Raw genomic sequence first — 25,508 nt, 5'->3', positions numbered from 1 at the left:
ACACGTCTGACGTTGTCTTCTCGCCCGGTACGGGCAGTCGCGGCCTCAATGGCGGAATTTTCCCGGTGCCGCAAACCTCCGGCGCATTGTCCGGAAAGCAGGCCACCGGCTTTTCGAAGACAGCGCGGCAAATCGCGAGCCGCGCTCGGCGTGCCGGATCAGGGCGCCACGAGGGTCGAGGGCGCCTCGCCCGACAGGATCCCGGCGATCGAGCTCGGCGGATGCAGGGAGCCGACCACGATCGAGAGCCGGCTCTCGCGGGCGAGCGCGAAGGCCGCGGTGTCCATCACCTTGAGGTCGCGGGCGATCGCCTCGTCATGGGTCAGCCGGTCGTAGCGCGTGGCGCTCGGATCCTTCTTGGGATCGGCCGAGTAGACGCCGTCCACCTGCGTGGCCTTGAGCACGGCGTCGCAGCGCAGCTCGGCGGCGCGCAGCACCGCGGCGGTGTCGGTAGTGAAGAACGGGTTGCCGGTGCCGCCGGCGAGCACCACCACCTGACCCTTGTCGAGATGGTGCAGGGCCGGCTGGCGGGCATAGGTCTCGCAGATCGTCGGCATCGACACCGCTGACATGGTCCGGGCCGGCACGCCGGCGGCGTTGAGCGCGGTCTCGATCGCCAGCGAGTTCATCACCGTGGCCATCATGCCCAGGGAATCACCGGTGGCCCGGTCGATCCAGCCGGCCGCCGAGATGCGGGCGCCGCGGATCATGTTGCCGCCGCCGACCACAATGGCGATCTCGGCCCCAGCCTCGATGGTCCGGGCGATGTCCTCGGCCAGGGCCGCCAGCGTGGGCGGATGGAGCCAGTAGCCGTCCGGAGCGGCCAGGGCCTCGCCCGACAGCTTGAGGAGGATACGGCGAAACGGCGTCGCTTCCGGCATCTCGATCTCCGGCTCCCCACCGCATCGCGCGAACCCGCGAGGCTTCTACGTCAGCCGCGGGAGTGGCGTCGAGGGGCGCGGAGCGATCGAGGCGGGGATCACGGGGACGATCTGCCACCGACACGCGATCGACGTGCAGCTTTGGCAGAGGAGCGGGGCCCGCCATCGGGACGGACGCCCGGGATTCCATGCGCATCGCACTCGTCATCAACGGCGCCTCCGGGGCGGTGGCATCCGGCACGACGCCGGAGGCGATCCGGGAGAAGCTGGTCGCGGCCGGGATCGAACCGCTCGGCGAGGCCGACCGGGGGGCGCCCCTGCCGGTGCGGATCGCCGCCGCGGCCTCGGAGCCCGGTATCGACGCCCTGGTGGTGGCCGGCGGCGACGGCACCATCGCGTGCGCGGCCGCGGCCCTCGTTGGTAAGACCACGCCGCTGGGCATCCTGCCGCTCGGCACCCTGAACCTCCTGGCCCGGGATCTTGGCGTGCCGCTCGATATCGACGGCGCGGTGGCCGCGCTGGTTGCGGGCGGCCGACGCCGGATCGATGTTGGTGAGGTCAATGGCCGCACCTTCCTGATCAACTCGGTGCTCGGCCTGCCCGCCCGGGTGACGCGGCACCGGGAGGCGCATCGCCGGCATCTGGGCCTGCGCAGCCTGCTGCGCTGGGTCGTGGGGATCTTGCGCCATCTCGGCCGGTATCCGCGCCTTACCGTGACCGGCACGATCGACGGCGCGGTCCGGACCTGGCGGTTCCGGCTGCTGGCGGTGGTGATCGGTGATTACGTCGAGCGCCCGGGCCATATGCTGGTGCGGGCGCCGTTAGATGCCGGGCGGCTCACGCTCTACGTCCTGGCGCATCTCTCGCTGGCCCGGACCCTGCGCCTCGCCCTCGGCTTCGCCCTGGGCGATTGGCGGCGGCTGCCGGACGTGGAGCGGGTGCCGGCGACGAACCTGGCCATCGCGTCGGAGGCTCGGGCGCTCCGGGTCATGAACGACGGCGAGGTGACCCTGATCCCCGCGCCCCTGCGCTACCGGATCCACCGGCAGGCGCTGACCGTGATCGTGCCGAAGACGGGCGGCCATCCGTGAGACGGATCAGCCATATCTCCGACCTGCATTTCGGCCGCACCGACCCGGCGGTGGTGGAATCGCTGGTCCATGAGTTGAACGCCGACGCGCCGGACCTGATCGTCGCCTCGGGGGACTTCACCATGGCGGCGCGCCCGTCGGAATTCGCCGAGGCCCGCGCCTTCCTCGACCGGCTGGCACCGCCCTGGATCGGGGTGCCGGGCAACCACGACATCTCGCCGTTCCGCCTGATCCAGCGCTTCCTGTGGCCGTTCACGCGCTACCGGCGCACCATCGCGGCCGAGACCGAGCCGTGCTTCGAGGACGCGGAGATCGGGATCGTCTGCCTGAACACGGTGCGGCGCTGGGCGCCGGAGCCGGACTGGTCGCACGGCGTGATCCGCCACAGCCAGATCGTCCGGGCCGAAGCGCGGCTGTCGGCGATGCCGGATCACCTGTTCAAGATCGTCGTGGGCCACCACCCGTTCCTGCCGCCCCCCTGGGACGCGGAAGCCCGGATGGTCGGGCGGGCCGATCGGGCCCTGGCCGCGTTCCGCCGCTGCGGGGTCGGCCTGACCCTGGCGGGCCATCTGCACCGGCACTACGCCCGCTACGCGGACCCCGAGACCCCCGAGGATTCCTTGGCGGACCGCAGCGCGGTCCGCTCGCGCCCGGGGCGGTTGCTCGCGGTCCAAGCCGGCTCGGCAACCTCGACGCGGCTGCGGGGCAACGAGCCGAACGCCTACAACCGGATCACCATCGCGGACGGTCGGGCGACCGTCACCGTGCGGCTGTGGAACGGGTGCGCCTGGGTCGATGCGGCGCCGGCATGACCGACATGGTCGCGCCGGCGCCGATCTTGTCAGCTCCCGGTGAAGACGCCGACGGAGCCGAGAAGCGTCATGACGAGACCGGACGCGAACACGCCGATCATCAAGTAGGAGAAGGTTTTCAAAGCCATGAGGAAGATCTAGCGCGGCCGTGCCGCGGCCGGTGTGCGCTGCAACACGGGGCGCGGGGGATTAGGTTTTCGCGGAAGGGCGGCACAGCCTCGATCGCAGAGAGAAGGCAAACGATGTCAATCCGTTGGCGGTTATCATCGGTATCGCGCGACGTAAAACCTCGTTCCGGCTGCGCCGCTCAACGCGACATCGCGTGAGCGGCGAGACCCCGAAGCGCAGTGGCCTCCCCGCTCCGGTGCAGCGCCACAACACGTGGCATGCCATTCTTCGACAGTTCCAGACATGCACGGATGCCGACGCATCCACCGCGTCATTCCGGGGCACCGTAGGCGAGCCCGGAATCCGGAAACACTGGTCGAGCGAGGTGCTGCACCGCCTGCGGGTCTGGATTCCGGGCTCGGTTGCGCGGCTCCGGAATGGCAGGGCGGTTCGTTCTGCTGCCGACCCACTGCTGACCGGCGGCCCTCCCACCCAACGCCTCCATCCCGCGGTGACGGAGCCTAGCGGAGGGGTCGAAGGAGGCCGTCCGCTGCGCGGCGCAAACCGTCGTCGAAGCCGCCAAGACACAAGAAAACCCCGCCCGGCTCACGCCGGACGGGGTCGCGAAATCGTCAGACCGAAAGGTTCGGACGAATCAGGCGCGGCCGGCCTGCTGGGCGACTTCGGTGGCGAAGTCCGGGCCCTCTTCCTTCTCGATGCCCTCGCCCAGCGCGTAGCGGACGAACGCCGTCAGGGTGACGGGTCCGCCGACCTTGCCGGCGGCTTCCTTGAGCACCTGGCTGACCGTCTTCGAGCCGTCATGCACGAAGGGCTGCTCCAGGAGGGTGACCTCCTTGTAGTAGCTCTTCAGGCCGCTCTCGACGATCTTGGCGAGCACGTGGTCCGGCTTGCCGGCGTTCTTTTCGCGCAGGATGTTCGACTCGCGCTCCAGGGTCGCGGCATCGACGCCGGAGGCGTCCAGCGCCACCGGGTTGGTGGCGGCGACGTGCATGGCGATCTGGCGGCCGAGATTCGACAGCGCGTCGACGTCGCCCTCGGACTCGAGCGCCACGAGCACGCCGATCTTGCCCAGCCCGTCCGAGACCTGGCTGTGGACGTAGGAGGCGATGACGCCCTTCTTGACCTCGAGCTTGGCGACCCGGCGCAGGTTCATGTTCTCGCCGATGGTGGCGATCAGGCTCTGCAGCTTCTCCGAGACGGTCTCGGTGGCGCCCGGGAACTTGGCGGCCTGGAGGCCCTCCAGGGTGCCGTCGGTGTTCAGCGCGATCTTGGCGGCCTCACGGGCGAAGGCCTGGAAAGCGTCGTTGCGGGCGACGAAGTCGGTCTCGGAATTCACCTCGACGATCGCGGCATGATGGCCGGCGGATTCGACGGCGACCAGGCCCTCGGCGGCGACGCGGCCGGCCTTCTTGGCGGCCTTGGCAAGGCCCTTCTTGCGCAGCCAGTCGATGGCCGCCTCGATGTCGCCCTGCGTCTCGTTGAGCGCGCCCTTGCAGTCCATCATGCCCGCGCCGGTCTTCTCCCGGAGCTCCTTCACCATCGCGGCGGTGATGTTGGCCATGGCGGTCCCTTTCGTGTGGTCTGGATGAGAGAGGCCCGGCGCGCGGGTAAGCGGCCGGGCCCGGTATGCCTGGGTTCACGACGCCCCGATGACAGGGCGCCGCGACGTACCGAGAGTTAGACCGCGGCGGCGGCCTCGACGAAACCGCGGGCCTGCGAAACCCACGAATCGCGGTCGATGCGGCCGTTGAGCTTCAGGTCGGAATCGACCTTGGCGACCTCGTCCGGGGTCATCGCGGCAATCTGCCAGTAATGGTAGATGCCGGCATCGTTGAGCTTTTGGACGATCTGCGGACCGGCGCCGTGCAGCTTGGTCAGGTCGTCCGGCGCGCCGCGCGGGGCGGCGAGCAGCTCGAAATGCTCGGTCGACTCGGCGAGCATCGCCACGTCGGCCGGATCGAGCGCGTCGGACTCGACCGAGACGGCCGCGTCGTCGTTGGCCGGCAGCTCCTCGGCCTGCGGCTCCTCGGAGGCGCCGAGATCGACGCCCGACGAGCCCTGGGCGCGCGAGATGCCGTCGATGGCGGCCTTGGCGATCAGGTCGCAGTAGAGCGCGATGGCGCGGCCGGCATCGTCGTTGGCCGGAACGATGTGGGTGATGCCGTCCGGGTTGCAGTTGGTGTCGACGATGGCGGCCACCGGGATCCCGAGGCGGTTCGCCTCCTTGATCGCCAGCTGCTCCTTGTTGGTGTCGATCACGAACAGCAGGTCGGGCACGCCGCCCATGTCCTTGATGCCGCCGAGCGCCTTCTCGAGCTTGTCCTTCTCACGGGACAGCATCAGGCGCTCTTTCTTGGTCAGGCCCGGGCCGCCGGTCTCCAGCGTCTCGGTGACCTTGCGCAGGCGCGCGATGGAGCCCGAGATGGTCTTCCAGTTGGTGAGCATGCCGCCCAGCCAGCGGGAGTTGACGTAGTACTGGGCCGAGCGCTTGGCGGCGTCGGCGATCGTGTCGGCCGCCTGGCGCTTGGTGCCGACGAACAGCACGCGGCCGCCCTTGGCGACGGTGTCGCTCACCGCCTGCAGCGCGGTGTGCATCGCCGGCACGGTCTGGGCCAGGTCGATGATGTGGATGTTGTTGCGGGTGCCGAAGATGTACGGCTGCATCTTCGGGTTCCAGCGGTGGGCCTGGTGACCGAAATGGGCGCCCGCCTCGAGGAGCTGACGCATAGTGAAATCGACGGCCATGTCTTTGTACTCTCCGGTTGGATCCGCCGCGGAGGGATGCAGCCGCCCGACGTATTCGGACGGCCACCGGAAGACGCCTCATTCAGGCATGAGGCCGGCTCCGCGTGTGGGATGGGCGGGCGCTTAGCAGAGCCCGGGGCGGGACGCAAGGTTTCGGGTGGAATCGAAGGGCGACCGCCTCTCAGGGCTTGTAACCCGAGGCCTCCGACACCGATAAGTCGCCGCATGGCGGGCGTCGCAGGAGAGACGCTGAAATTTGCCCGGACCCTCCGGGACAAGGCCAAGCTCTCGCCCGAGCAGGCCGCGGGTTTGGCCGATGCCAGGCTGAAGCGTTTCGGGGCGATCTCGTCACCAAGGCAGATCTGCGCGCCGAATTGGCGGAGACCCGCACCGAAATCCTGCGCTCGGTCGCCGGATTGATTGGCTTTCAGATGCTGGCGATCACCGGAGCCGTCGTCGCCCTCGTCCGGTCGCGTCATTAAGGCCGCAGTCCAGCTGGACAGCGATCAGCTGCCCGCGAACACGGCGGCGATATCCGCCGGACCCATAACCCGGTAGCCCCCGGCCGGCAGGTCCGCCGGTAGGTCGAGCCCACCGACCCGATCCCGATGCAAAGCGACGACGTGGTTGCCGATGGCGGCGAAGATCCGGCGCACCTGGTGATAGCGGCCTTCCGTCAGCGTCACCGCGCAATGGGTGGAATCCTCGACATCCAGATGCACCGGCAGCAAGGGCCGGTCCTCGCCCTCGAGCATCAGCGTGCCGGACGCGAAGGTCGCTCCCTCGGTGCCGTCGAGGGGCCGGTCGAGGGTGACCCGATAGCGCTTGGCCACATTCGCCTTGGGCGCGATGATCCGGTGCAGGAGCGCGCCGTCATCGGTGAGCAGCAGAAGGCCGGAGGTCTCCTTGTCGAGGCGCCCCACGGTGGAGAGCGGCGGGTCGCGGCGGCGCCAGCGCTCGGGCAACAGCCCGTAGACGAGGGGCCCGGCTTCCTTGTGCGAGCAGGTCACGCCGAGCGGCTTGTGCAGCATCAGGCACAGCCCCGGCAGCGGATCGACTGGCGCGCCGTCGATGGTCAGACGCTCCGGAAGATCGGGATCAAGGGCGATCCGGTCGCCGGCATCCGCCAGCTCGGCGCCGTCCAGCAGGATCGCGCCGGCGCGGGCCAGCCCCTGGATCTCGCGGCGCGACCCGTAACCGAGATTGGCCAGCAGCTTGTCGAGGCGGACGGATTTCGCTGCCTTCATCGGCGCGCCTCGTAGACCCGGTAGCCCCCGGCCTGCACCGAGACCGAGACGTCGCGGAACGCGGCGCCGAGAGCCGTCTCGTAGGGCAGGTGCGCATTGGCCACGAGCCACAGGGTGCCGCCCTTGCGCAGCGCCTCCGCGGCCCGGGCGATGAAGGTGCGGCCGAGCGCCTGATCCTCGGTTCCGCCGTCGTGGAACGGCGGGTTCATCACGACGAAGTCGAGGCTGCCCGGCACCGTGCCGGCCGCCCGGATATCGGCCCAGACGATCGTCGCCCGCGGATCGGCGACGTTGCGATGCGCCATCTCGACGGCGCGGCGATCGATCTCCACCAGCGTCAGCGCGGTGACCGCGGGCGAGCCCAGGATCGCCCGGGCGAGGATCCCGAGGCCGCAGCCGAGATCGGCCCCCTTGCCCTTCAGCGGCGGCAGATTCGCCAGGAGCAAAGCCGTACCGGGATCGAGCCGATCCCAGGAGAAGACGCCGGGCTGCGTGCACAGAGCGAGATTGTCGACGTGGCGCGGGCCACCCTCGTCGATCGCCGCGGCAAGCCCGGCCGGTTCGGGCGGTCGCACGAGCCGGCAGATCCGATGGTGGCGGCGCGGCTCGTCGGCGGCGTGACACCCGAAAGCGGCCAGTTCCTTGGCCAGCCGCGTGCCGCCCCGGTCCTTCGGAGCGAGCGCCAGCATCCGGCCGCCGGGCACGAGCGCCCGCAACGTGTGAGCGAGCACGTAGCGCCGCTCGATCGTGCCTGGGGGCGCCAGCACAGTCGCGGCATCGAGGCTGCCCTCGGTCAGGTCCTCGAGCCGGGCTGAACCGGGGATCAGGGGGGAAAGCTGGACGGCGTCGCCGGGAACCTCTGCGAGGTCGACCGGCGGCAGGCCGTAAACGGCATGGCGCATGAACAATTCAGGATCTGGAGAGCTGGCATCGGAACGCGAATCCACAGCGGAGCGGGAAGCCCGCACCCGACTCGGATCATCCGGAGGGAACGTCGCCTGTTACCCGGAATGGCTCCGAAAGCCCAGCCTCGGGGTCGTCGCACGGGCCTGGTCGGAGGGCAGACCGTCTGCCACGGGTGAGCCCCTGCCCCTGCGCCATCGGGGTGGTTCCCGAATCCCCGAACGCGGGTCTATCTTGCGGTCATGACTGCTCCGAACGACCCGCGCCCGACCCTCCAGCATCCGGACGACGATCCCTACCTGTGGTTGGAAGAGATCGACGGGTCGGAGGCGCTGGCCTGGGTCGAGGCCCGCAACGCCGAGACCCTGGCCCGCTACGGCGATGCCGGCTTCGCCCGGGATCGCGACACCGCGCGGACCATCCTGGATCGGCCGGAGCGTATCCCGTTCGTCTCGCGCCGGGGCGGGCTGCTCTATAATTTCTGGACGGATGCCGAACACCCGCGCGGCCTGTGGCGCCGGACCGACGAGGCGAGCTTCCGGTCGGAATCGCCAGACTGGGATATCCTGCTCGACCTCGATGCGCTCGCCACTGCGGAGGGCGAGGATTGGGTCTGGGCTGGGTCGTCGGTCCTGAAGGACGGTCACGACCGCGCCCTGCTGTCCCTCAGCCGGGGCGGCGGCGACGCCAAGGTCGTGCGCGAGTTCGACCTGATCAGCCGCAGCTTCGTGGCGGACGGCTTCGTCCTGCCGGAGTCGAAGGGCGGTGCGGCCTGGCTCGACCGCGATACGCTGCTGATCTCGAGCGCCTACGGCGACGGCATGGCCACGCGCGCGGGCTACCCCCGCACAGCTCGGATGTTGTCACGCGGATCGGATCCTCAGGCCGCCGCGGTGCTGTTCGAGGTGCCGGAGACCAGCATGGCCGCCTGGGCCTCGGTGGACCGGGAGACGGGCGTCGAGCGGCTGGTCTTCGTCGATCAGATCGGCTTCTTCGACACGACGATCCACCTCGGCGACCGGAACGGCCCGCGCACGCAGCTCGACCTGCCCTCGGATGCCGACGTGCAGATCGACCGGGATTACCTCGCGGTGCGACCACGCCAACCCTGGCTCGTGGGCGGCATGGAGCACGCGACCGACACGGTGCTGGCAATGCCGCTGTCGGCCTTCCTGGAGGGTCGCCGCGACCTCACGGTGCTGTGGCGGCCGGACGAGCGCCGGGCGCTCCAGGACGTGTTCTGGTCGGCGGGGCGCCTGTTCGTCCACGCGCTCGACGACCTGCGTCCGACCTACACGATCTGCACGCCCGAAGGGGGTGCCTGGACGACACGGCCGCTCGACGGGCTGCCGGCCCTCGGCAGCGTCCATGTCTGGCCCCTCGACGGCGACCCCGAGGAGGCGGACGGCACCTTGCTCGCGACCGTGCACGACCCGGTGACGCCCGCGACGCTGCTCAGCATCCCGCCGAGCCTCGAAGCACCCTCGGTGCTGCGCCGAACCCCGCCGGCTTTCGACGCGCAGGGCCTGCGGGTCACCCGCCACGAGGCAATCTCGGCGGACGGCACGCGGGTTCCCTACGTCCAGACCGGACCGGAGGCCCTGACCGGCGAGGCTCCGGTGCATATGACCGCCTATGGCGGTTTCCGGCTTCCGCTGCTGCCGAGCTATTCCCCGGTCCTGGGCAAGCTCTGGCTGGAGCGGGGCGGCACGAGCGTCGTCGCCAATATCCGCGGGGGCGGCGAGTTCGGCACACGCTGGCACGATGCCGGACGCCGGGAGGGCAAGGCGCGGGCCCATGGCGATTTCGCCGCGGTGGCGGCCGACCTCGTCGCGCGCGGCGTGACCCAGCCGGGCCGGATCGCCGCGGAGGGCGGCTCGAATGGCGGCCTGCTGATCGCCAACATGCTGACCCGCTATCCGGAGCGGTTCGGGGCGCTGTTCTGCACGATCCCGCTGATCGACATGCGCCGCTACACCAAGCTCCTGGCCGGGGCGAGCTGGATCGCGGAATACGGCGACTCGGACGATCCGCAGGATTGGGCTTTCCTCGGCGCGATCTCGGCCTACCACACCGCCGAGGCCGGCCGGCCCTACCCGCCGATCCTGCTGGCCACCAGCCGCCGCGACGACCGCGTTCATCCCGGGCATGCCCGCAAGATGGCCCGGAAGCTGAACGCCCTCGGCTACGCCGCGTCCTTCTACGAGCCTGCCTCCGGGGGGCACGGCTACGGCAAGGACAATGCCGAGACGGCATCGTTCCTGGCGCTCGGCCTGACCTTCCTGCGTCGCTCGATCGGCTGGGATGCCCCGGAGGCCTAAAGTCCGGGTTTCAAAAGGTCTTCGACCTTTTGCGGGTGCAGGGCAGAGCCCCGCAAGTCTCGGGGACTCCGCCGAAGGGCGAGCCCCAGGAAACCCGGTTCAGCCGCGGGGGAATTCCAGGCCCATCTCGCGGTAGCGGGCGGGGTCGTCGGCCCAGTTCTCACGCACCTTCACGTGCAGGAACAGGTGGACCTTGGCGTCCGCCGCCTCGGCGATCTCGATGCGGGCCGCCTGCCCGATCGCCTTGATGGTCTGGCCGCCCTTGCCGAGCACGATCGAGCGCTGGCTCTCGCGCTCGACGAAGATCGTCTGCTCGATCCGGACCGATCCGTCCGGCCGGATCTGCCACTGGTCGGTCTCGACCGTGGATCGGTAGGGCAGCTCCTCGTGCAGCCGGTCGTAGATTTTTTCCCGGGTAATCTCCGCGGCCAGCATGCGCAGCGGCGCGTCCGAGACCTGATCCTCCGGGTAGAGCCACGGGCCCGGCGGCATCCGGGCGGCGAGCGCGCGGCGCAGGTCGCCGACGCCGTCGCCCTTAAGGGCCGAGATCATGAAGGTCTCGGCAAACGGCGAGGCCGCGTTGAGCTTGGCAGCCAGATCGAGCAGCCGCTCCCGCGGGATCAGGTCGATCTTGTTGAGGATCAGCATCTTCTCGCGCTTCACGTCGCCGAGGCGGCTCAGGATCGCCTCGACCTCCTCGTCCAGGCCCTTGCGGGCATCGACCAGCAGACAGACCGCGTCCGCGTCGGCCGCGCCGCTCCAGGCCGAATGCACCATCGCCCGGTCGAGGCGGCGCTTGGGCGCGAAGATGCCCGGGGTGTCGACCAGGATGACCTGGGCCGAGCCCTCGATCAGGATGCCGCGCACGAGCGCCCGTGTCGTCTGCACCTTGCGCGAGACGATCGAGACCTTCGTGCCGACCAGGTTGTTGAGGAGCGTCGACTTGCCGGCATTCGGCACGCCGATCAGCGCGACGAAGCCCGCCCGTGAATCGGGGGGCGTACCCGGAAGCGCCGATGGCGCCTTGAGGGCCGGCCCCTCGGCATGCCCCTTGTCCTGTCCGTCGTCTTGTTCGTGGTCGGTCATGCTGTCTCCGTCGGCCCCGTCTCCGGGACGGTGCCGATTCCCTCGCGCTCCATCAGCGCACGGGCGGCCTCCTGCTCGGCGACACGCTTCGAGGTACCCTCGCCGTGACCCGGTTCAAGCCCCTCGACCTGTACGGCAATGCGGAACCGGGGCGCATGATCCGGGCCGGTGCGCTCGACCACCGCGTAGACGGGGATCGGCAGGCTCCGGCCCATGGCCCATTCCTGCAGGGCGGATTTGGCGTCGCGGCCGCGATGGGCCGCCATCGGCTCGGCCGGATGGAAATGCGCCTCGACGATTACCCGGGCGGCCTCGAAGCCGGCATCGAGGTAGATCGCACCGAGAATCGCCTCGCAGACGTCGGCCAGGATCGTCTGGTTGCGCCGGCCGCCGCCCATCACCTCGCCCTGGCCAAGGATCAGATGCGGCCCGACCTCCCAGGAAGCCGCCACCGCCGCGCAGGTCTCCCGGCGCACGAGGCCCGCCAGGCGGCGCGACAGGTCGCCTTCGTCCGCGTCGGGAAAGGCGGCGTAGAGCCGGTCGGCCACGGCGAGCCCGAGCACCCGGTCGCCCAGGAACTCCAGGCGCTGGTAGCTGCCGCCGCGCCCGGTGGCCTTGCTGGTATGGGTGAGCGCCCGGGTCAGCAGGTTCTGATCGGCGAAGCTGTGGCCGATCCGCTCCTCCAGAACGCCGAGCGGGGGCCTGGGCTTAGGGGAACGCCGCGCCCGGGAAGACGGTCGGGCCTGTCCAGCCTCGTCCAAGTTCGGGCCGTTCAATGGATGGTTGAGAACAGGCGCGACCAGCGCACATGGGCCGGCCAGTTCCAGAGCTGCCAGGCCGGTGTGCCCTCGTCGATCGAGAAGAAGATCATCTCGGCGCGCCCGACGAGATTGGCGAAGGGCACGTAGCCGACGCTCGCGAGATCGCGCGAGTCGGTGGAGTTGTCGCGGTTGTCGCCCATCATGAAGAAGTGCCCGCTGGGCACGGTGTAGAGTTCGGTCTTGTCCCAGAAGCCGTTGTCGCCGTCGCGCTCGATCACCCGGTGGACGACGCCGTTGGGCAGCGTCTCGAGATACTGGGGCACCTTGGTCGCCTGGCCGTAGGGATCGGTGGTCTCGTAATCGGCGATCCGCTCGCGCTTGACCGGCTTGCCGTTGATGTTGAGCACGCCGTCGATCATCTGGATCTTGTCGCCCGGCAGGCCGATCACGCGCTTGATGTAATCCGTGGCGTTGTCCTTGGGCAGCTTGAACACCGCGATGTCGCCGCGCTTCGGCTCGGCCGCCCAGACGCGCCCGTCCGCTTGGATCGGAATGTATTCCGAGAGCGGCAGGGAGTATTTCGAGTAGCCGTAGGAATACTTCGAGACGAACAGGTAATCGCCGATCAGCAGCGTCGGCACCAGCGACCCCGACGGGATGTTGAACGGCTGGAACAGCAGCGTGCGCACCACCAGGGCGATCAGCAGCGCCTGGACGCCGACCTTCAGCGTCTCGCGGATGCTGGCCCAGGTGCCGGTCTCGACCGGTTTCGTCAGCGGCTTGCCGTCGTGATCCACGCGTGCGCGTTCCATCTTCAGACTCAGATTCCGTCGCCGGAGCACGCCCCAGCTCTTCCGTTATCGTACGACGGGGCCGGGACCGGCTTCCGCCCGTCCGCATCATACGCCAGCCGCCCGCGAGGCCCGGCCTCGCCGCCTGCGGCTGATCTGCGGTTGTCCCGAGGAATGCGCCGCAATCGTGTCCGCTGGTGCGGCGGTCTAGACCAAGCGCGAGCCCCCGGCAACGCGCGAGGGTAGCGGGCTAATCCGCCATCCCGGGTCTCACACGGGCAGCGCCTCGATGATCACGAAGGCTTGAGCCATGGGCGGATCGTCCGTGAGGCTGACATGCAGCCGGACCTCATGCCCCGCGGGCAGCATCTCGGCGAGTCGCGCGGCGGCACCGCCGGAGAGCCGCAGTGTCGGCTGGCCGGAGGGCAGGTTCACCACCTCCATGTCGCGCCAGAACACGCCGTTGCTGAGGCCGGTGCCCAGGGCCTTGGCGCAGGCTTCCTTGGCGGCAAAGCGCCTGGCGTAGCCCGGCGCGCGGGCGGCGCGGCGGTCGCAGCGTGCGCGCTCGCCATCGGTGAACACCCGGTGCGTGAAGCGGTCGCCATGGCGCTCGAGCGTCCGGGCGATCCGGTCGATGTCGCAGAGATCCGAGCCGATGCCGATGATCATGGGCGCCGCGCACGGTCCATGGCGGCCCGCATGTCGCGCACCGCCTGGGCGAGCCCGACGAAGATCGCGTCGGCGATCAGGGCGTGGCCGATATTCAGCTCCCGGATCTGCGGCAGCGCCGCCACCGGCCCGACGCTCCGGACCGTGAGCCCGTGCCCGGCATGGATCTCCAGGCCGAGCCCGGCGCCGTGCTCGGCCGCCCGCGTGATCCGCGCCAGTTCGTGGGCAACCCGCGCATCATCGCCCGCCACGGCGGCCTCGCAATAGCTGCCGGTGTGCAGCTCGACCACCGGCGCGCCGAGCGCACGGGCGGCGTCCATGACCGCGGGCTCGGGCTCGACGAAGAGCGAGACGCGGATCCCGGCCTCGGCCAGGGCGCGGATCCGGGGGGCGAGGTGATCGCGTCCGCCGACGATGTCGAGGCCGCCCTCGGTGGTGCGCTCCGCGCGCTTCTCCGGCACCAGGCAGGCGGCATGGGGGCGTGTCGCCAGGGCGATCGTCACCATCTCATCCGTGGCCGCCATCTCGAAGTTGAGCGGTACGGTGAGATCGCGCTTCAGCGCGGCGATGTCGGCGTCGCGGATGTGGCGCCGGTCCTCGCGCAGATGCGCGGTGATGCCGTCCGCCCCGGCCTCGACCGCCAGGAGGGCGGCCCGCACCGGGTCGGGATAAGACTCGCCGCGGGCGTTGCGCACCGTGGCGACGTGGTCGATGTTGACGCCGAGGCGCAGCTTTTCGGAGATCATGGGCCGATCCGTCCCGGGGCCGCCACGGTCCGGCGGGCGCCCTCGAACCGCCGATATGTTGGCGATCCGCCCGATGGGCAAGCCGCGCCGGCGCTCAGGCGGACGAGCCGCGTCGAGACCGGCCGGTCTTGCCAGCCTGCGAAAAACCGATTATGCGGCGCCCCTCGCGTTCGCTCCGGCCGGGGGCTGAACGGACGGTGCCGCTTGCGGCATAGGATCCTGAACGATCCGTCGTCCGGTGTCTCCGCCTTCGATCAACCGCTCGGGCCTGCAAAAACGGCTCGAAGGGCTTGGCGCCGAGCGTCTCGCGAATGAACCGGCCCGAACCAGCCGCCTCCGGGCGGCCGGGCTCCTTTTGACACTGAAAGGCCCGATATGCCTCTCTACGAGCACGTGCTCTTGGCCCGGCAGGACGTGACGTCCCAGCAGGTCGAGACGATGATCGACACCTACAAGGGTGTGATCGAGCAGAACGGCGGCCGCCTCGAGAAGATCGAGATGTGGGGCGTGAAGTCCCTGGCCTACCGCATCAAGAAGAACCGCAAGGCGCATTTCGCGCTCCTCAACATCGACGCCCCCCCGGCCGCCATCGCCGAGATGGAGCGTCAGATGCAGATCTCCGAGGACGTGCTGCGCTTCATGACCGTCCGGGTCGAGGATCTCGATTCCGAGCCGTCGGCGATGATGCAGAAGCGCGACCGCGACGACCGCAAGGATCGCGAGCGCGGCCGGCGTCGTGACGATGACGGCTTCGGTGGCGGCGGCGGGTTCGGCGGCGGCGAGCGCCCCGAGCGCGGCGATCGTCCCGAGCGCAGCTTCGGCGGGGAGGGCTAAACCATGGCTTTCGGTGCTGGTGCGGGCGGCGGACGCCGTCCCTTCTTCCGTCGTCGCAAGACTTGCCCGTTCTCCGGCGCGAACGCGCCGAAGATCGACTACAAGGACGTCAAGCTCCTGTCCCGCTACGTCTCCGAGCGCGGCAAGATCGTCCCGTCCCGCATCACCGCGGTCTCGGCCAAGAAGCAGCGCGAGCTCGCCCAGGCGATCAAGCGCGCCCGCTTCCTCGGCCTGCTGCCCTACGTGATCAAGTAGGCTGCTTCGACTGGCCGGCCCGGCATCGACCCGGGCCGGCTTCCTCAGAGAGCGATACCACATCGCTCGATCGTTGGGGCGCAGTGACGCCTCTAACCCTGCCGTGACGGCAGCGGGACAGCGGAACCCATGGCACAGCATATCGGCATCGGTATCGGCGCGGGCCTCGTCTCCGCACTCCTGTTCGGGGTGCTGCTGAAGGCGACCCCGCTGGCGATCCTGCTCTACCTCGTAGCGCCTCTGCCGATCCTCATCGTCGGCCTGGGCTGGAGCCACAAGGCCGCCCTCACGGCGGCGGCTGCCGGTAGCTTCGCTCTGGCGCTCGTGATCGCGCCCTTCATGGGCCTCGCCTACGCCGCCTACATCGCCCTGCCGGCCTGGTGGCTCGCCTACCTGACGCTGCTCGGCCGCGAGACGCCCTCCGGCCTCGAATGGTACCCGACCGGCCGCCTCCTCGGCTGGACCGCCGCCACGGCCGCCCTCGCCTTCATCGCCATCGCGGTCCTGTCCTCGCCGAACCACGCGGCCTTCGACGCGCAACTGCGCGGGCTCGCCCGCACGCTGGTGCAGGTGCGCGACCCCGCCGCCCGGCCGGCGACCGAGACTCGCCGCCCCGACGCGCCGCAAGCCGAGGCCGGCTCTCCCGCCCCCGACGCGGGGACCGAGCCGGACGCGACGCCCAAGCCCGGCCAGGACGAGGCCGAGGTGACGCGGGGCGAAGTCGCGGACGCCCTCGCGCGCGTCGTGCCGGCCTTCGCGGCCAACGGGCTCACCCTGCTCCTGACCTTCTATCTGTGGGCCTCGGCGCGGATCGTGAAGATTTCCGGTCGCCTGCCCCGGCCCTGGCCGGACCTGCCGTCGACCGCCATGCCGCGCACGACCCTGGTAACCCTGGCAGCCGCCGTGCTGATGTGCTTCGCCCCCGGCTTCATCGGCGTGTTCGGCGTCGCGCTGGTCGGCGCCTTCAGCGCGGCCTTCGCGCTCCAGGGGCTCGCCGCCTTCCACGACCGCTCGCGCGGCCGGCCAGGGCGCGGGCTGATGCTGTTCGGCATGTACCTGATCCTGTTCGTGACCCAGGGCGTCGCCCTGGTGGCACTCACCCTGTTCGGCCTGGCCGACACCGCCCTCGATCGCCGCCGTCCGAAGGACAACCCGGCGCCGTGAGTCCCCGGCCCGTGCGGCCGACCAACTGAAGGAGAATGACGATGGAAGTGATCCTGCTCGAGCGCGTGGCCAAGCTCGGCCAGATGGGCGAGACCGTGAACGTCCGCCCGGGCTTTGCCCGCAACTTCCTGCTCGCCCGCGGCAAGGCGCTGCGCGCGACGGAATCCAACAAGAAGCACTTCGAGTCGCAGCGCGCCCAGCTCGAGGCCCGCAACCTCGACCGGAAGAAGGACGCCGAGGCCGTCGCCGAGAAGCTGAACGGCCAGAGCTTCATCCTGATCCGCCAGTCGGGCGAGACCGGCGTGCTCTACGGCTCCGTCTCCACCCGCGACCTCGCCGAGGTGGTGGCCAAGGAGGGATTCACCGTCGATCGCGGCCAGTTCATCCTGAACCAGCCGATCAAGACCCTGGGCCTGCACACCGTCCCGGTGGTGCTGCACCCCGAGGTCGAGGTCCAGATCACGGTCAACGTCGCCCGCAGCCCCGAAGAGGCCGAGCGTCAGGCACGTGGCGAGTCGGTCACCGAGCGTGAGGCGTTCAACCTCGACGACCTCGGCCTGGAGGTCGGCATGGCGCTGGCCGATGCCGGCGAAGGTGCCGACGACCGCGGCTGATTCCGTCGGGATCCATGGTCAGCGCCGCTCCGCAAGGGCCATCCGGCTCGCGCGGGGCGGCGTCGCCAGCATCCCTGTATAGCGGTGAACATTGGGGATCATTCGCCCTAAGACTTGACACGTTCCAGTTTTGTTCCAGCATGGACGCCCGCCCCTCGCGAGAGTCGGCGGGCGTCCGTTCGTCCGGGCCGAGGACCGGATGAGCCGGCCGTCGGCTAGGCTTCGGTAACCTTACCGTGGCCAATGTCGCGCGGTGTGATCCTGGTGCGCCCGTCGCGGCGCCTGATTCGGAGTCGTCCGCCGATGGCCCTGCCCAATGCGCTCACGGCCAAGCTGGAAGCGGTTCAAGCTGAGTACCGCGTCGCCCCGCACAACATCGATGCGGAGCAGGCGCTGCTCGGCGCCATCTTGGTGAACAACGACGCCTATTACCGGGTGTCGGACTTCCTCCTGGCCGAGCACTTCATGGAGGATGCCCACCAGCAGATCTTCTCGGTGGCTGCCTCGCTGATTCGGGCCGGCAAGCTTGCCACGCCCATCACCATGAAGACCTATCTGGGCGACGCCGATTTCGGCGGCCAGACGGTGATGCAGTACCTCGCGAGGCTGGCCGCCGACGCCACCACGGTGATCAATGCCGGCGCCTACGGCCGGACGATCTACGACCTCGCGATCCGCCGTCGCCTCATCACGATCGGCGAGGATCTGGTGAACGGCGCCTACGAGGCGCCGGTGGAGCAGGCGCCTCGCGACCAGATCGAGGAGACCGAGCGCCGGCTCTACGAGCTCGCCGAGGCCGGGAAATACGACGGCGGCTTCCAGAAGTTCTCCGACGCGCTCACCGCCGCGGTGGACATGGCCGCCAAGGCCTATCAGCGCGACGGCAAGCTCTCGGGCATCGCCACCGGCCTGTCCGACCTCGACGCCAAGATGGGCGGCCTGCAGCCCTCCGACTTGATCATCCTCGCGGGCCGCCCGGCCATGGGCAAGACCTCGCTGGTGACCAACATCGCCTTCAACATCGCCAAGGCCTATCGCGGCGAGAAGCAGGCGGACGGCACGATGCAGACCGTCAACGGCGGCATCGTCGGGTTCTTCTCGCTCGAAATGTCGGCCGAGCAGCTCGCCACCCGTATCATCGCCGAGCAATCGGGCGTGCCCTCCTACAAGATTCGCCGCGGCGACATCCGGCCGGAGGATTTCTACAAGATCACCGACGCCGCCCGGGACATGCAGACGATCCCGTTCTACATCGACCAGACCGGCGGCATCTCGATCGCCCAGCTCGCCGCCCGAGCCCGGCGCCTGAAGCGCCAGAAGGGCCTGGACCTGCTGATCGTCGACTACCTGCAGCTGCTTTCCGGCTCCGGCAAGCGCAGCGACAACCGCGTGCAGGAGATGACCGAGATCACCACCGGCATGAAGGCGCTCGCCAAGGAGCTAGCGGTGCCGATCATCGGCCTGTCCCAGCTCTCCCGTCAGGTCGAGAACCGCGACGACAAGCGCCCGCAGCTCTCGGATCTGCGCGAATCCGGCTCGATCGAGCAGGACGCCGACGTGGTGATGTTCGTGTTCCGCGAGGAATACTACGTCAACAACAAGAAGCCGCGCGAGGGTACGGAGGAGTTCTTCGCCTGGGAGGCGGAGATGAACCGTGTCCACGGCAAGGCCGAGGTCATCCTCGGCAAGCAGCGTCACGGACCGACCGGCACGGTCGAACTGCAGTTCGACGCCAACATCACCCGGTTCTCGAACCTTGCGCAGAGCGAGCGGCTGCCCGAGCAGATGTGATAGATTGCGGCCGCCGGTGCGACCGGGCGGCGGCAAGGAGGCGGTCGTGACAGCTCCGAAGCGAGTGTCGCAGAGACTGAAGACGACGCGGTACGAGGACGACGTCCATGCCTGGGCCCAAGAGCAGGTGCATTTCCTGCAAGCCGGGGCCTGGGCGCGTCTCGACATCGAACACCTTGCCGACGAGATCGCGGACGTGGGTCGCAGCGAACGCCACGCACTGACAAGCGCCTTGAGCGTGATCCTGCTGCACCTTCTGAAGTGGGATCATCAGCCGACTCGACGGACACGCAGCTGGGTCACGTCGATCCGGACACAGCGCGTCGTCGTGGCCGAGCGTCTCGAAGACAGCCCCAGCCTGAAGTCCCGGATCGACGTGCTGGTCGCGCGGGCCTATCACCGTGCCTTGATCGAGGCCGCCGGCGAGACCGGGCTCGACGAGCAGACCTTCCCGCCGGCCTGCCCCTACGATGTCGAGACGATCATGACGCGCGAGATCCCCTGGCCGCCGAGCGACGGCCAGCCGCGGCCTCAACGCGGGTAGGATCACGCCCGGCCGCTCCGCGCCGCCGCGAACCATCGCCACACCCGGCCGTTGTGCGGAAGACGATTGTCCCGCCGCCGCAGGAGCGATGATGAGCGAGCCGACCCCTCCGAAGATGCCGTATTGGCACGTCTATACCGACGCGGAGGGGGTGAGCCGCCAGGAGCGTTTTTTCATCGCGCGTTTCAAGTTCGAGGGGATCAACCCCGAGACGGCGCCGCAATGGAACGACAAGATGGAGCCGGTGCCGTCGGTCGTGACCTTCACGGTCCTGCCGGTCGGCTGGGTCGGAGAATGGCATGAGAATCCGCGGCCGCAATGGATCGCGATCCTCTCCGGCCGCTGGTTCGTGGAGACCATGGATGGCCACCGGGTCGAGATGGGCCCGGGCGAGCTGATGATGGGTGAGGACCAGAACACCAGGGCGCGCGACGGCAGGAAGGGCCACCTCTCGGGCACTGTGGGCAACGAGCCCTGCACGATGATCGTCACGGGGCTCCAGGTGGAGCCCACCGTGAACCAGCCCGGCCGCTTCAAGTAGGGGCCGCGGCATGGACGGTTTCGAACTGACGCAGCCACGCTTCAAGGCGTATGCGCTGCCGAACGCGCCGCTAGAAAAACTCGCCGAAGGCTTCGGCTGGGCCGAAGGTCCGGTCTACTTCGGCGACCGCAACGAGCTGCTGTTCTCGGATCTGCCGAACAACAGGGTGATGCGCTGGACGGATGCGGGCGGCCTCAGCGTCTACCGCGCATCGAGCGACTTCGAGAACGGCCATGCCCGGGATCGCCAGGGGCGGCTCCTGTCCTGCTCGCATCGCGGCCGGCGCATCCACCGGACCGAGCTCGACGGCAGCATCACCAGCCTGGTCGAGCGCTACCAGGGCCGGCGGCTGAACTCGCCCAACGACATCGTCTGCAAGTCCGACGGCACGATCTGGTTCTCGGACCCGCCCTACGGCATCCAGACCGATTACGAGGGCGGCAAGCAAGAATCCGAGCTGCCCGCCGCGCTCTACCGGTTCAACCCGCGCGACGGCTCGCTGCGCGTCGTCGCGGACGACTTCCAGGGGCCGAACGGCCTGTGCTTCTCGCCTGACGAGCGAAAACTCTACGTGGTCGAGACCGGGCTGCAATTCGCCACGGATCCGCTCCAGAACATACGCGTGTTCGATGTGGCCGAGGATGGCCGTCTGTCCGGCGGGCGAGTGTTCTGCACGATCGCACCGGGCAATGCCGACGGGATCCGGTGCGACGAGCAGGGCAATCTCTGGTCGAGCGCCGGCGACGGCGTCCACTGCATCGATCCCGGCGGCGAGCTGGTCGGCAAGATCCTGGTGCCCTCGCCGGTGGCGAACCTCGCTTTCGGCGGCCGCAACAACAGCCGCCTGTTCCTGTGCGCCTCGCATGCGCTCTACGCCATCTACACCAACGTGCGCGGGGCGCGGCTGCTGTGAGCGGCGTTCGGGCCATCGCCGGATTCAGTCGCACCGTCGCGGACCTCGCGGTCACGGAGGACTTCTACTGCGACGCTCTCGGCTTCGAGCGGGTCGCCCCAGCTGAGCCGATGCTGGCTGCGCATGTCGAGGCGATGGGGCTCGCCGGGGTGAAGGCGCTGCAGCTGCGACTGCGGCTCGGCCGCCAGGCGGTGACGTTCGTCGCCGTCGAACCGGCCGGCGCCCCCTACCCGGCCGATCCCCTGGCGACCGATCCGTTCTTCCAGCACTTGGCCATTCCGGTTCGCGACATGGACGCCGCGATGGCCCGGCTCGCCCGGCTCAACCCGACCACGATCAGCCGAGGCGGTGCGCAGGTCCTGCCCGCATCAACGGGAGGAGTCACCGCCTACAAGTTTCGCGATCCGGACGGGCATCCGCTCGAGCTGATCTTCTTTCCCGATGGCCCGCCGGCCGAACGCTGGCGCGACGCGCCGGGCCTGTTCCTCGGGATCGACCATTCGGCGATCACCGTCGCCAATCTCGACGCGACCCTGTCGTTCCTCACCGGGCCCCTCGGCCTCACGGTGGCGCAGAAAGGCGTGAACCGGGGGCCCGAACAGGCCCGGCTCGACGGCATCGATGATCCAGAGGTCGATGTCATTGCGCTCGAGCCGCCGGTGCCGGCGACGCATGTCGAGCTGCTGCATTACCGGCGGCCGGCGCCCCGGCACGCGTCACGGACCGTGTTCGGGCCGGCCGATCGGGCCTCGACCCGTTTCGTCTTCGCGGTCGTGGATATGGTCAGCCTGCTGGCGGCACTGCGCCAGGGGGGCTTCGCGCTGGGCGCCTCCGCGGACGGCCGGGCTGCCTATTGCGCGGGCCCGGATGGGCACGGGTTCCTGTTCGTGAAGGCCTGATACCCGCAGGCGGATGCTGCGTGGAGCGCACTTGACGCGCCGCCCCTCCGGCGTCCAATCCGGCCGCCCCGGAGGTCAGACCGATGCCGCTCCTCGCCCTGCCCTTTCCGGCCATCGATCCGGTGGCGATCGCGATCGGGCCGATCACGATCAAATGGTACGCGCTGGCCTACATCGCCGGCCTGATCGGCGGTTGGTACTATGCGCGCCGCCTGGTCATGGCCGACAGCCTGTGGGGCGTGGTCAAGCGTCCGCAGGTGGTCGACATCGACGACCTGGTCGTCTGGGTGGCGCTCGGCGTCGTGCTGGGCGGGCGGATCGGCTACGTGCTGTTCTACAACCTGCCGATGTACATCGCCGACCCGATGGAGATCCTGGCGATCCGCAACGGCGGCATGTCGTTCCATGGGGGCTTCCTCGGGGCGATCCTGGCCTTCCTGCTGTTCGCTCGCGCCAAGAAGCTCAACGGCTACACGCTGCTCGACATCGGTGCGGTGGTCGTGCCGATCGGCCTGTTCTTCGGGCGAATCGCGAATTTCGTGAACGGCGAGCTCTGGGGGCGGGTCGCGCCGGACTTTCCCTACGCGATCGTGTTCCCCACTGGCGGGCCGCTGCCGCGCCATCCGAGCCAGCTGTACGAGGCCGTCACCGAAGGCCTGCTGCTGTTCATCGTCATGGCGCTGGCTGTCCGCCGGTTCGGGTTCCGCAAGCCGGGCCTGCTCGGCGGGATCTTCGTCCTCGGCTACGCGCTGGCCCGGACATTCTGCGAGTTCTTCCGCGAGCCGGATCGGCAGCTCGGTTTCCTGTTCGGCGACCATCTCGGGCCGATGGGCGGCGGTGTCACCATGGGCATGCTGCTTTGCGTGCCGATGATGATCGTCGGGCTGACCTACATCCTGCTTGCCGCAACCGGGCGGACCCGCCCACGCAATCCGGTGTCCGCTCCCGGTCAGGAGGCGCGTGAGGCGCCCGCCAAGGCGTGACGCCGCTCGGAGCCGAGATCGCGGCGCTGATCCGCCATGGCGGGCCGATCGGCATTGACCGCTACATGGCGCTGTGTCTCGGCCACCCGGTCCACGGCTATTACCGCACCCGTGATCCGCTCGGCGTGCGAGGCGATTTCACGACCGCACCCGAGATCAGCCAGATGTTCGGCGAGTTGCTGGGCGCCTGGTCGGGCTACGTTCACGGCCGGATGGGCCGGCCGGAGCCGCTGGTCCTGGTGGAACTCGGCCCCGGCCGGGGCACGCTGATGGCCGACGCCCTGCGGGCCCTCGGGATGGCGGCCGCGGGCGTCGGGGTGGCACCGCATCTCGTCGAGACCGGCCCAGTGCTACGGGCCGTCCAGGAGCGAACCCTCGCGGGGAAAGGCGTCACCTGGCACGCCGGAATCGAGACGCTGCCCGAGGGCCCGGCGATCATCCTGGCCAACGAGTTTTTCGATTGCCTGCCGGTCCGGCAGTTCGAGCGTCGCGCGACCGGCTGGCACGAGCGCCTGATCGGGCTCGGCCCAGAAGGCGATTTCATCTACGGCCTGGCCCCCGAGGCGACCCCGGGGATCGAGGCGGAGGGCCCGGAGGGCAGGCTGCTGAGCGTGCCGGGGGTGGGGCTGGCGCTGATGCGGCAACTCGCCCGCCGCCTGCGGGAATCAGGCGGCGCGCTGCTGGCGATCGATTACGGTCATAGCCGGCCGGGCTTCGGCGACACCCTTCAGGCCCTGTCCGGGCATCGCTTCACCGATCCGCTGGCGGCGCCCGGAGACGCGGATCTCACGCATCACGTCGATTTCGCCGCCCTGGCGAAGGCTGCCCAGGCCGAGGGCGCGACGGCTCATGGGCCGGTGGCGCAACGGGACTTTCTGCTCGCGCTGGGCTTGAATGCCCGCGCCGAGCGCCTGAAGTCCCGGGCCACCCCGGCTCAGGCCGCGGCGATCGATGCGGCCGTCGAGCGACTCACGGATGCGAGCCCGACGGGAATGGGCAATCTGTTCAAGGCCCTGGCCGTGACGGGCCCGGGTCTCGGGCCGCTACCCGGGTTTCCCGAAGCCTGAGGCTTCGAACCCGGACGGCAGCGTGGGACGTGGTCAGCCGAACGAACCGAAACCGGCGTCGGAGCCGGTCGGTGCCCGCGGGGTCGGCGGTGCCGGCGGGTTCGGGTCGGAGGGGTCGAGTTCGCCGAGCTCACGCACGACGGGGTGTTCGGATGCGCTCGGGTTCCGGTGCTCCGGAACCTCGGGGGCCTTGGTCTCGATCGGGGAGTCGTTCTCGGTCCGTCGTGACATTGCGATCCTTCTCGGAAGAATCCGGAACCCGGACTCATGCTGCAATGCAGCAAGAATCTGACGGTTCCACGACATCGTCAAGGGGCAGCCATTCCGCTATCGAGCGCGACACCAGGACCGCGAGGGAGCCGACCGTGACTGCAGGCATGTATATCGAGGCGCCGGAACTCTCGTCGCACGGGCGCGTGCGTCACGCCTTCTTCACCCGGGACGGCGGCGTGTCCGAGGGCATCTATGCCACGCTCAACGGCGGGCTCGGCTCCCGGGATGTCCCGGAGCGCGTCGCCGAGAACCGGACGCGTATGTGTGCGCAGCTCGGCCTGGCGCCGGACCGGCTCGTCAGCCTGTATCAGATCCATTCCGCCGAGGTGGTCACCGTCGAGGCACCGGTCCTGGCCGCGGATCGCCCGAAGGCCGACGCGATGGTGACGCGGGTGCCTGGTCTGGCCCTGGGTATCGCCACCGCCGATTGCGGGCCGATCCTGTTCGCGGATCCCGAGAACGGGGTTGTGGGCGCAGCCCATGCCGGCTGGAAGGGCGCGCTCACCGGGGTGATCGAGGCGACCGTCCGCGCCATGGAGTCGCTGGGCGCCCGGAGACGGAAAATCGTAGCCGTGCTCGGGCCGACGATCAGCCAGGCGTCCTATGAGGTCGGCCCGGACTTCGTCGCACGCTTCCGCACCGAGGCGCCCGGCATGGACCGGTTCCTCGGCCCGGGTACCCGCGAGGACCACGCGCAGTTCGATCTTCCGGGCTTCATCCTGGCCAGGCTCGACGAGGCGGAGATCGGCGAGGCTGCGATGCTGAACCTCTGCACCTATGCCGATCCGGAGCGCTTCTACAGCTATCGCCGGACCACCCACCGCGGCGAGCCCGATTACGGGCGCCTGATCTCGGCCATCGCGCTGACGCCCTGACCCTTTCGACATGGTCCGACGCAAGCGTGGCCGATGCCGTCCAGGGGGTGCGACACTTTGTCAAACCGAATCGGCGCAAAAAAGCGTGGCCATAAGCGAACCTTGACCATTCGGGCGCGTTTAGACGCTCGAGGTGCCGGGGAAAAACCGCGGATTGCCACAAGGGGCCGTGATGAGCGGTCGGCGATACCGCAACGCGTAAAGCAGCCCTGGAACCGCTGGAATGCAGCCAGATCCGCGTTCCGCTTCGGCCTCGAAGGCCGGGGCGGGGCCTTCCGTGAGGACCAGATGATGAAATCCCTGCTTCGCGCCACCACCGCCCTTGCGGGCGTCGCCCTCGCCGGCTCGGCCTTCGCCGCCGACCTGCCGCGCCGCGCCGCCCCGCCGCCCGTCTTCACCCCCGTCCCGGTGTTCACCTGGACCGGCGCCTATTTCGGTATCAACGCCGGCTACGCCTTCGACGCCAGCAGCCGCTCGAACAACTCCACCTTCGGCGTGCCCTTCCCCTACGCCGCCCCCGGCACCACCGCCACCTTCAGCAACCGCAGCCAGGACGGCTTCTCCGGCGGCGCG

General features: G+C 69.4%; 26 protein-coding genes and 1 pseudogene. 16 read left to right on the top strand and 11 right to left on the bottom strand.

Going from position 1 to position 25,508, the window contains the following annotated elements; genetic code table 11:
• Positions 1-158: 158 nt before the first annotated feature.
• Entirely contained in the window at positions 159-881 is a 723-nt protein-coding gene (gene pyrH, locus AKJ13_RS13305) for a UMP kinase (RefSeq protein WP_007561072.1), read from the bottom strand.
• 188 nt (positions 882-1,069) lie between these two features.
• Here pyrH and AKJ13_RS13300 point away from each other — a divergent pair, with 188 nt between their 5' ends.
• Both AKJ13_RS13300 and AKJ13_RS13295 read left to right on the top strand, forming a co-directional pair.
• Positions 1,070-1,972 carry a diacylglycerol kinase family protein gene (locus AKJ13_RS13300; RefSeq protein WP_050733774.1) on the top strand — a complete coding sequence of 301 codons (903 nt, stop codon included), beginning with the start codon at positions 1,070-1,072 and terminating at the stop codon, positions 1,970-1,972.
• On the top strand, positions 1,969-2,784 hold the full coding sequence (locus tag AKJ13_RS13295) for a metallophosphoesterase (protein WP_050733773.1): 816 nt from the start codon (positions 1,969-1,971) through the stop codon (positions 2,782-2,784). Before AKJ13_RS13300 ends, AKJ13_RS13295 begins: the two co-directional genes overlap by 4 nt.
• 763 nt (positions 2,785-3,547) lie before the next feature.
• On the opposite strand, the gene tsf is transcribed toward AKJ13_RS13295, so the two are convergent.
• The 4 genes from tsf to AKJ13_RS13275 all read right to left on the bottom strand — a co-directional run bounded on the left by tsf (position 3,548) and on the right by AKJ13_RS13275 (position 7,807).
• Complete coding sequence (gene tsf, locus AKJ13_RS13290) at positions 3,548-4,474, bottom strand: translation elongation factor Ts (RefSeq protein ID WP_050733772.1); 927 nt, start codon at positions 4,472-4,474, stop codon at positions 3,548-3,550.
• A 116-nt stretch (positions 4,475-4,590) separates the two neighbouring features.
• Positions 4,591-5,658, bottom strand: a complete 1,068-nt coding sequence (locus AKJ13_RS13285; RefSeq protein ID WP_007561064.1) for a 30S ribosomal protein S2 — start codon at positions 5,656-5,658, stop codon at positions 4,591-4,593.
• A 506-nt stretch (positions 5,659-6,164) separates the two neighbouring features.
• Positions 6,165-6,905: a pseudouridine synthase gene (locus AKJ13_RS13280; RefSeq protein WP_050733771.1), complete on the bottom strand. Its 741-nt coding sequence runs from the start codon at positions 6,903-6,905 to the stop codon at positions 6,165-6,167.
• Positions 6,902-7,807 carry a methyltransferase gene (locus AKJ13_RS13275; RefSeq protein WP_050733850.1) on the bottom strand — a complete coding sequence of 302 codons (906 nt, stop codon included), beginning with the start codon at positions 7,805-7,807 and terminating at the stop codon, positions 6,902-6,904. Before AKJ13_RS13275 ends, AKJ13_RS13280 begins: the two co-directional genes overlap by 4 nt.
• 243 nt (positions 7,808-8,050) lie before the next feature.
• Here AKJ13_RS13275 and AKJ13_RS13270 point away from each other — a divergent pair, with 243 nt between their 5' ends.
• A complete protein-coding gene (locus tag AKJ13_RS13270) occupies positions 8,051-10,129 on the top strand; it encodes a prolyl oligopeptidase family serine peptidase (protein ID WP_050733770.1) in 2,079 nt (692 codons plus the stop codon).
• 99 nt (positions 10,130-10,228) lie between these two features.
• On the opposite strand, the gene era is transcribed toward AKJ13_RS13270, so the two are convergent.
• The 5 genes from era to AKJ13_RS13245 form a co-directional block, all read right to left on the bottom strand.
• Positions 10,229-11,215, bottom strand: coding sequence for a GTPase Era (gene era, locus AKJ13_RS13265; RefSeq protein ID WP_050733769.1), 987 nt, complete (start codon positions 11,213-11,215; stop codon positions 10,229-10,231).
• On the bottom strand, positions 11,212-11,976 hold the full coding sequence (gene rnc / locus AKJ13_RS13260; protein ID WP_050733768.1) for a ribonuclease III: 765 nt from the start codon (positions 11,974-11,976) through the stop codon (positions 11,212-11,214). Before rnc ends, era begins: the two co-directional genes overlap by 4 nt.
• Before the next feature lie 11 nt (positions 11,977-11,987).
• Positions 11,988-12,788: a signal peptidase I gene (lepB, locus tag AKJ13_RS13255; RefSeq protein WP_007561051.1), complete on the bottom strand. Its 801-nt coding sequence runs from the start codon at positions 12,786-12,788 to the stop codon at positions 11,988-11,990.
• Between the two features lie 249 nt (positions 12,789-13,037).
• Complete coding sequence (acpS, locus tag AKJ13_RS13250; RefSeq protein WP_050733767.1) at positions 13,038-13,436, bottom strand: holo-ACP synthase; 399 nt, start codon at positions 13,434-13,436, stop codon at positions 13,038-13,040.
• Positions 13,433-14,182, bottom strand: a complete 750-nt coding sequence (locus AKJ13_RS13245) for a pyridoxine 5'-phosphate synthase (protein WP_050733766.1) — start codon at positions 14,180-14,182, stop codon at positions 13,433-13,435. The genes acpS and AKJ13_RS13245 overlap by 4 nt, the downstream gene beginning before the upstream one ends.
• Before the next feature lie 375 nt (positions 14,183-14,557).
• Here AKJ13_RS13245 and rpsF point away from each other — a divergent pair, with 375 nt between their 5' ends.
• From rpsF to AKJ13_RS13190, 11 genes are all read left to right on the top strand, one after another.
• A complete protein-coding gene (rpsF, locus tag AKJ13_RS13240; RefSeq protein ID WP_007561046.1) occupies positions 14,558-15,016 on the top strand; it encodes a 30S ribosomal protein S6 in 459 nt (152 codons plus the stop codon).
• A gap of 3 nt (positions 15,017-15,019) precedes the next feature.
• A complete protein-coding gene (gene rpsR / locus AKJ13_RS13235; RefSeq protein ID WP_007561044.1) occupies positions 15,020-15,271 on the top strand; it encodes a 30S ribosomal protein S18 in 252 nt (83 codons plus the stop codon).
• 129 nt (positions 15,272-15,400) lie between these two features.
• Positions 15,401-16,435 (top strand): hypothetical protein, encoded by a 1,035-nt coding sequence (locus tag AKJ13_RS13230; protein ID WP_050733765.1) that lies wholly within the window; start codon positions 15,401-15,403, stop codon positions 16,433-16,435.
• 41 nt (positions 16,436-16,476) lie between these two features.
• A complete protein-coding gene (gene rplI, locus AKJ13_RS13225) occupies positions 16,477-17,049 on the top strand; it encodes a 50S ribosomal protein L9 (protein ID WP_007561034.1) in 573 nt (190 codons plus the stop codon).
• 303 nt (positions 17,050-17,352) lie between these two features.
• A complete protein-coding gene (locus AKJ13_RS13220) occupies positions 17,353-18,840 on the top strand; it encodes a replicative DNA helicase (RefSeq protein WP_007561032.1) in 1,488 nt (495 codons plus the stop codon).
• 4 nt (positions 18,841-18,844) lie between these two features.
• The gene (locus AKJ13_RS13215) at positions 18,845-19,384 is read left to right on the top strand and encodes a DUF29 domain-containing protein (protein ID WP_050733764.1); all 540 of its coding nucleotides are present in this window, start codon (positions 18,845-18,847) and stop codon (positions 19,382-19,384) included.
• 91 nt (positions 19,385-19,475) lie between these two features.
• The gene (locus AKJ13_RS13210; protein WP_050733849.1) at positions 19,476-19,925 is read left to right on the top strand and encodes a cupin; all 450 of its coding nucleotides are present in this window, start codon (positions 19,476-19,478) and stop codon (positions 19,923-19,925) included.
• Between the two features lie 10 nt (positions 19,926-19,935).
• Positions 19,936-20,838 carry an SMP-30/gluconolactonase/LRE family protein gene (locus AKJ13_RS13205; protein ID WP_050733763.1) on the top strand — a complete coding sequence of 301 codons (903 nt, stop codon included), beginning with the start codon at positions 19,936-19,938 and terminating at the stop codon, positions 20,836-20,838.
• Positions 20,835-21,737 carry a VOC family protein gene (locus AKJ13_RS13200; RefSeq protein WP_050733762.1) on the top strand — a complete coding sequence of 301 codons (903 nt, stop codon included), beginning with the start codon at positions 20,835-20,837 and terminating at the stop codon, positions 21,735-21,737. Before AKJ13_RS13205 ends, AKJ13_RS13200 begins: the two co-directional genes overlap by 4 nt.
• An 83-nt stretch (positions 21,738-21,820) precedes the next feature.
• Positions 21,821-22,720 (top strand): prolipoprotein diacylglyceryl transferase, encoded by a 900-nt coding sequence (lgt, locus tag AKJ13_RS13195; protein WP_050733761.1) that lies wholly within the window; start codon positions 21,821-21,823, stop codon positions 22,718-22,720.
• On the top strand, positions 22,717-23,787 hold the full coding sequence (locus AKJ13_RS13190; RefSeq protein WP_050733760.1) for an SAM-dependent methyltransferase: 1,071 nt from the start codon (positions 22,717-22,719) through the stop codon (positions 23,785-23,787). The genes lgt and AKJ13_RS13190 overlap by 4 nt, the downstream gene beginning before the upstream one ends.
• Before the next feature lie 33 nt (positions 23,788-23,820).
• Here the strand turns inward: AKJ13_RS13190 and AKJ13_RS13185 are convergent, their stop codons facing one another.
• Positions 23,821-24,018: a hypothetical protein gene (locus tag AKJ13_RS13185; protein ID WP_050733759.1), complete on the bottom strand. Its 198-nt coding sequence runs from the start codon at positions 24,016-24,018 to the stop codon at positions 23,821-23,823.
• A 146-nt stretch (positions 24,019-24,164) separates the two neighbouring features.
• On the opposite strand from AKJ13_RS13185, the gene pgeF reads away from it, so the two are divergent.
• The gene (pgeF, locus tag AKJ13_RS13180) at positions 24,165-24,935 is read left to right on the top strand and encodes a peptidoglycan editing factor PgeF (protein WP_050733758.1); all 771 of its coding nucleotides are present in this window, start codon (positions 24,165-24,167) and stop codon (positions 24,933-24,935) included.
• A 291-nt stretch (positions 24,936-25,226) separates the two neighbouring features.
• Positions 25,227-25,508: pseudogene (locus AKJ13_RS13175) on the top strand (porin family protein); the annotation flags it as partial.

The sequence above is a fragment of the Methylobacterium sp. ARG-1 genome (assembly GCF_001262595.1).
Classification (GTDB): domain Bacteria; phylum Pseudomonadota; class Alphaproteobacteria; order Rhizobiales; family Beijerinckiaceae; genus Methylobacterium; species Methylobacterium brachiatum.
Note: the sequence above shows the minus strand (reverse complement) of the source record. Positions and strands in the feature narration are given on the sequence as shown.

What these genes read in the sequence shown, in the direction of transcription:
- pyrH (WP_007561072.1), bottom strand. Translation starts at nt 881, where the DNA reads ATGCCGGAAGCGACGCCGTTTCGCCGTATCCTCCTCAAGCTGTCGGGC.
- AKJ13_RS13300 (WP_050733774.1), top strand. Translation starts at nt 1,070, where the DNA reads ATGCGCATCGCACTCGTCATCAACGGCGCCTCCGGGGCGGTGGCATCC.
- tsf (WP_050733772.1), bottom strand. Translation starts at nt 4,474, where the DNA reads ATGGCCAACATCACCGCCGCGATGGTGAAGGAGCTCCGGGAGAAGACC.
- AKJ13_RS13285 (WP_007561064.1), bottom strand. Translation starts at nt 5,658, where the DNA reads ATGGCCGTCGATTTCACTATGCGTCAGCTCCTCGAGGCGGGCGCCCAT.
- AKJ13_RS13280 (WP_050733771.1), bottom strand. Translation starts at nt 6,905, where the DNA reads ATGAAGGCAGCGAAATCCGTCCGCCTCGACAAGCTGCTGGCCAATCTC.
- AKJ13_RS13275 (WP_050733850.1), bottom strand. Translation starts at nt 7,807, where the DNA reads ATGCGCCATGCCGTTTACGGCCTGCCGCCGGTCGACCTCGCAGAGGTT.
- AKJ13_RS13270 (WP_050733770.1), top strand. Translation starts at nt 8,051, where the DNA reads ATGACTGCTCCGAACGACCCGCGCCCGACCCTCCAGCATCCGGACGAC.
- era (WP_050733769.1), bottom strand. Translation starts at nt 11,215, where the DNA reads ATGACCGACCACGAACAAGACGACGGACAGGACAAGGGGCATGCCGAG.
- lepB (WP_007561051.1), bottom strand. Translation starts at nt 12,788, where the DNA reads ATGGAACGCGCACGCGTGGATCACGACGGCAAGCCGCTGACGAAACCG.
- acpS (WP_050733767.1), bottom strand. Translation starts at nt 13,436, where the DNA reads ATGATCATCGGCATCGGCTCGGATCTCTGCGACATCGACCGGATCGCC.
- AKJ13_RS13245 (WP_050733766.1), bottom strand. Translation starts at nt 14,182, where the DNA reads ATGATCTCCGAAAAGCTGCGCCTCGGCGTCAACATCGACCACGTCGCC.
- rpsF (WP_007561046.1), top strand. Translation starts at nt 14,558, where the DNA reads ATGCCTCTCTACGAGCACGTGCTCTTGGCCCGGCAGGACGTGACGTCC.
- rpsR (WP_007561044.1), top strand. Translation starts at nt 15,020, where the DNA reads ATGGCTTTCGGTGCTGGTGCGGGCGGCGGACGCCGTCCCTTCTTCCGT.
- AKJ13_RS13230 (WP_050733765.1), top strand. Translation starts at nt 15,401, where the DNA reads ATGGCACAGCATATCGGCATCGGTATCGGCGCGGGCCTCGTCTCCGCA.
- rplI (WP_007561034.1), top strand. Translation starts at nt 16,477, where the DNA reads ATGGAAGTGATCCTGCTCGAGCGCGTGGCCAAGCTCGGCCAGATGGGC.
- AKJ13_RS13220 (WP_007561032.1), top strand. Translation starts at nt 17,353, where the DNA reads ATGGCCCTGCCCAATGCGCTCACGGCCAAGCTGGAAGCGGTTCAAGCT.
- AKJ13_RS13210 (WP_050733849.1), top strand. Translation starts at nt 19,476, where the DNA reads ATGAGCGAGCCGACCCCTCCGAAGATGCCGTATTGGCACGTCTATACC.
- AKJ13_RS13205 (WP_050733763.1), top strand. Translation starts at nt 19,936, where the DNA reads ATGGACGGTTTCGAACTGACGCAGCCACGCTTCAAGGCGTATGCGCTG.
- lgt (WP_050733761.1), top strand. Translation starts at nt 21,821, where the DNA reads ATGCCGCTCCTCGCCCTGCCCTTTCCGGCCATCGATCCGGTGGCGATC.
- AKJ13_RS13185 (WP_050733759.1), bottom strand. Translation starts at nt 24,018, where the DNA reads ATGTCACGACGGACCGAGAACGACTCCCCGATCGAGACCAAGGCCCCC.
- pgeF (WP_050733758.1), top strand. Translation starts at nt 24,165, where the DNA reads ATGTATATCGAGGCGCCGGAACTCTCGTCGCACGGGCGCGTGCGTCAC.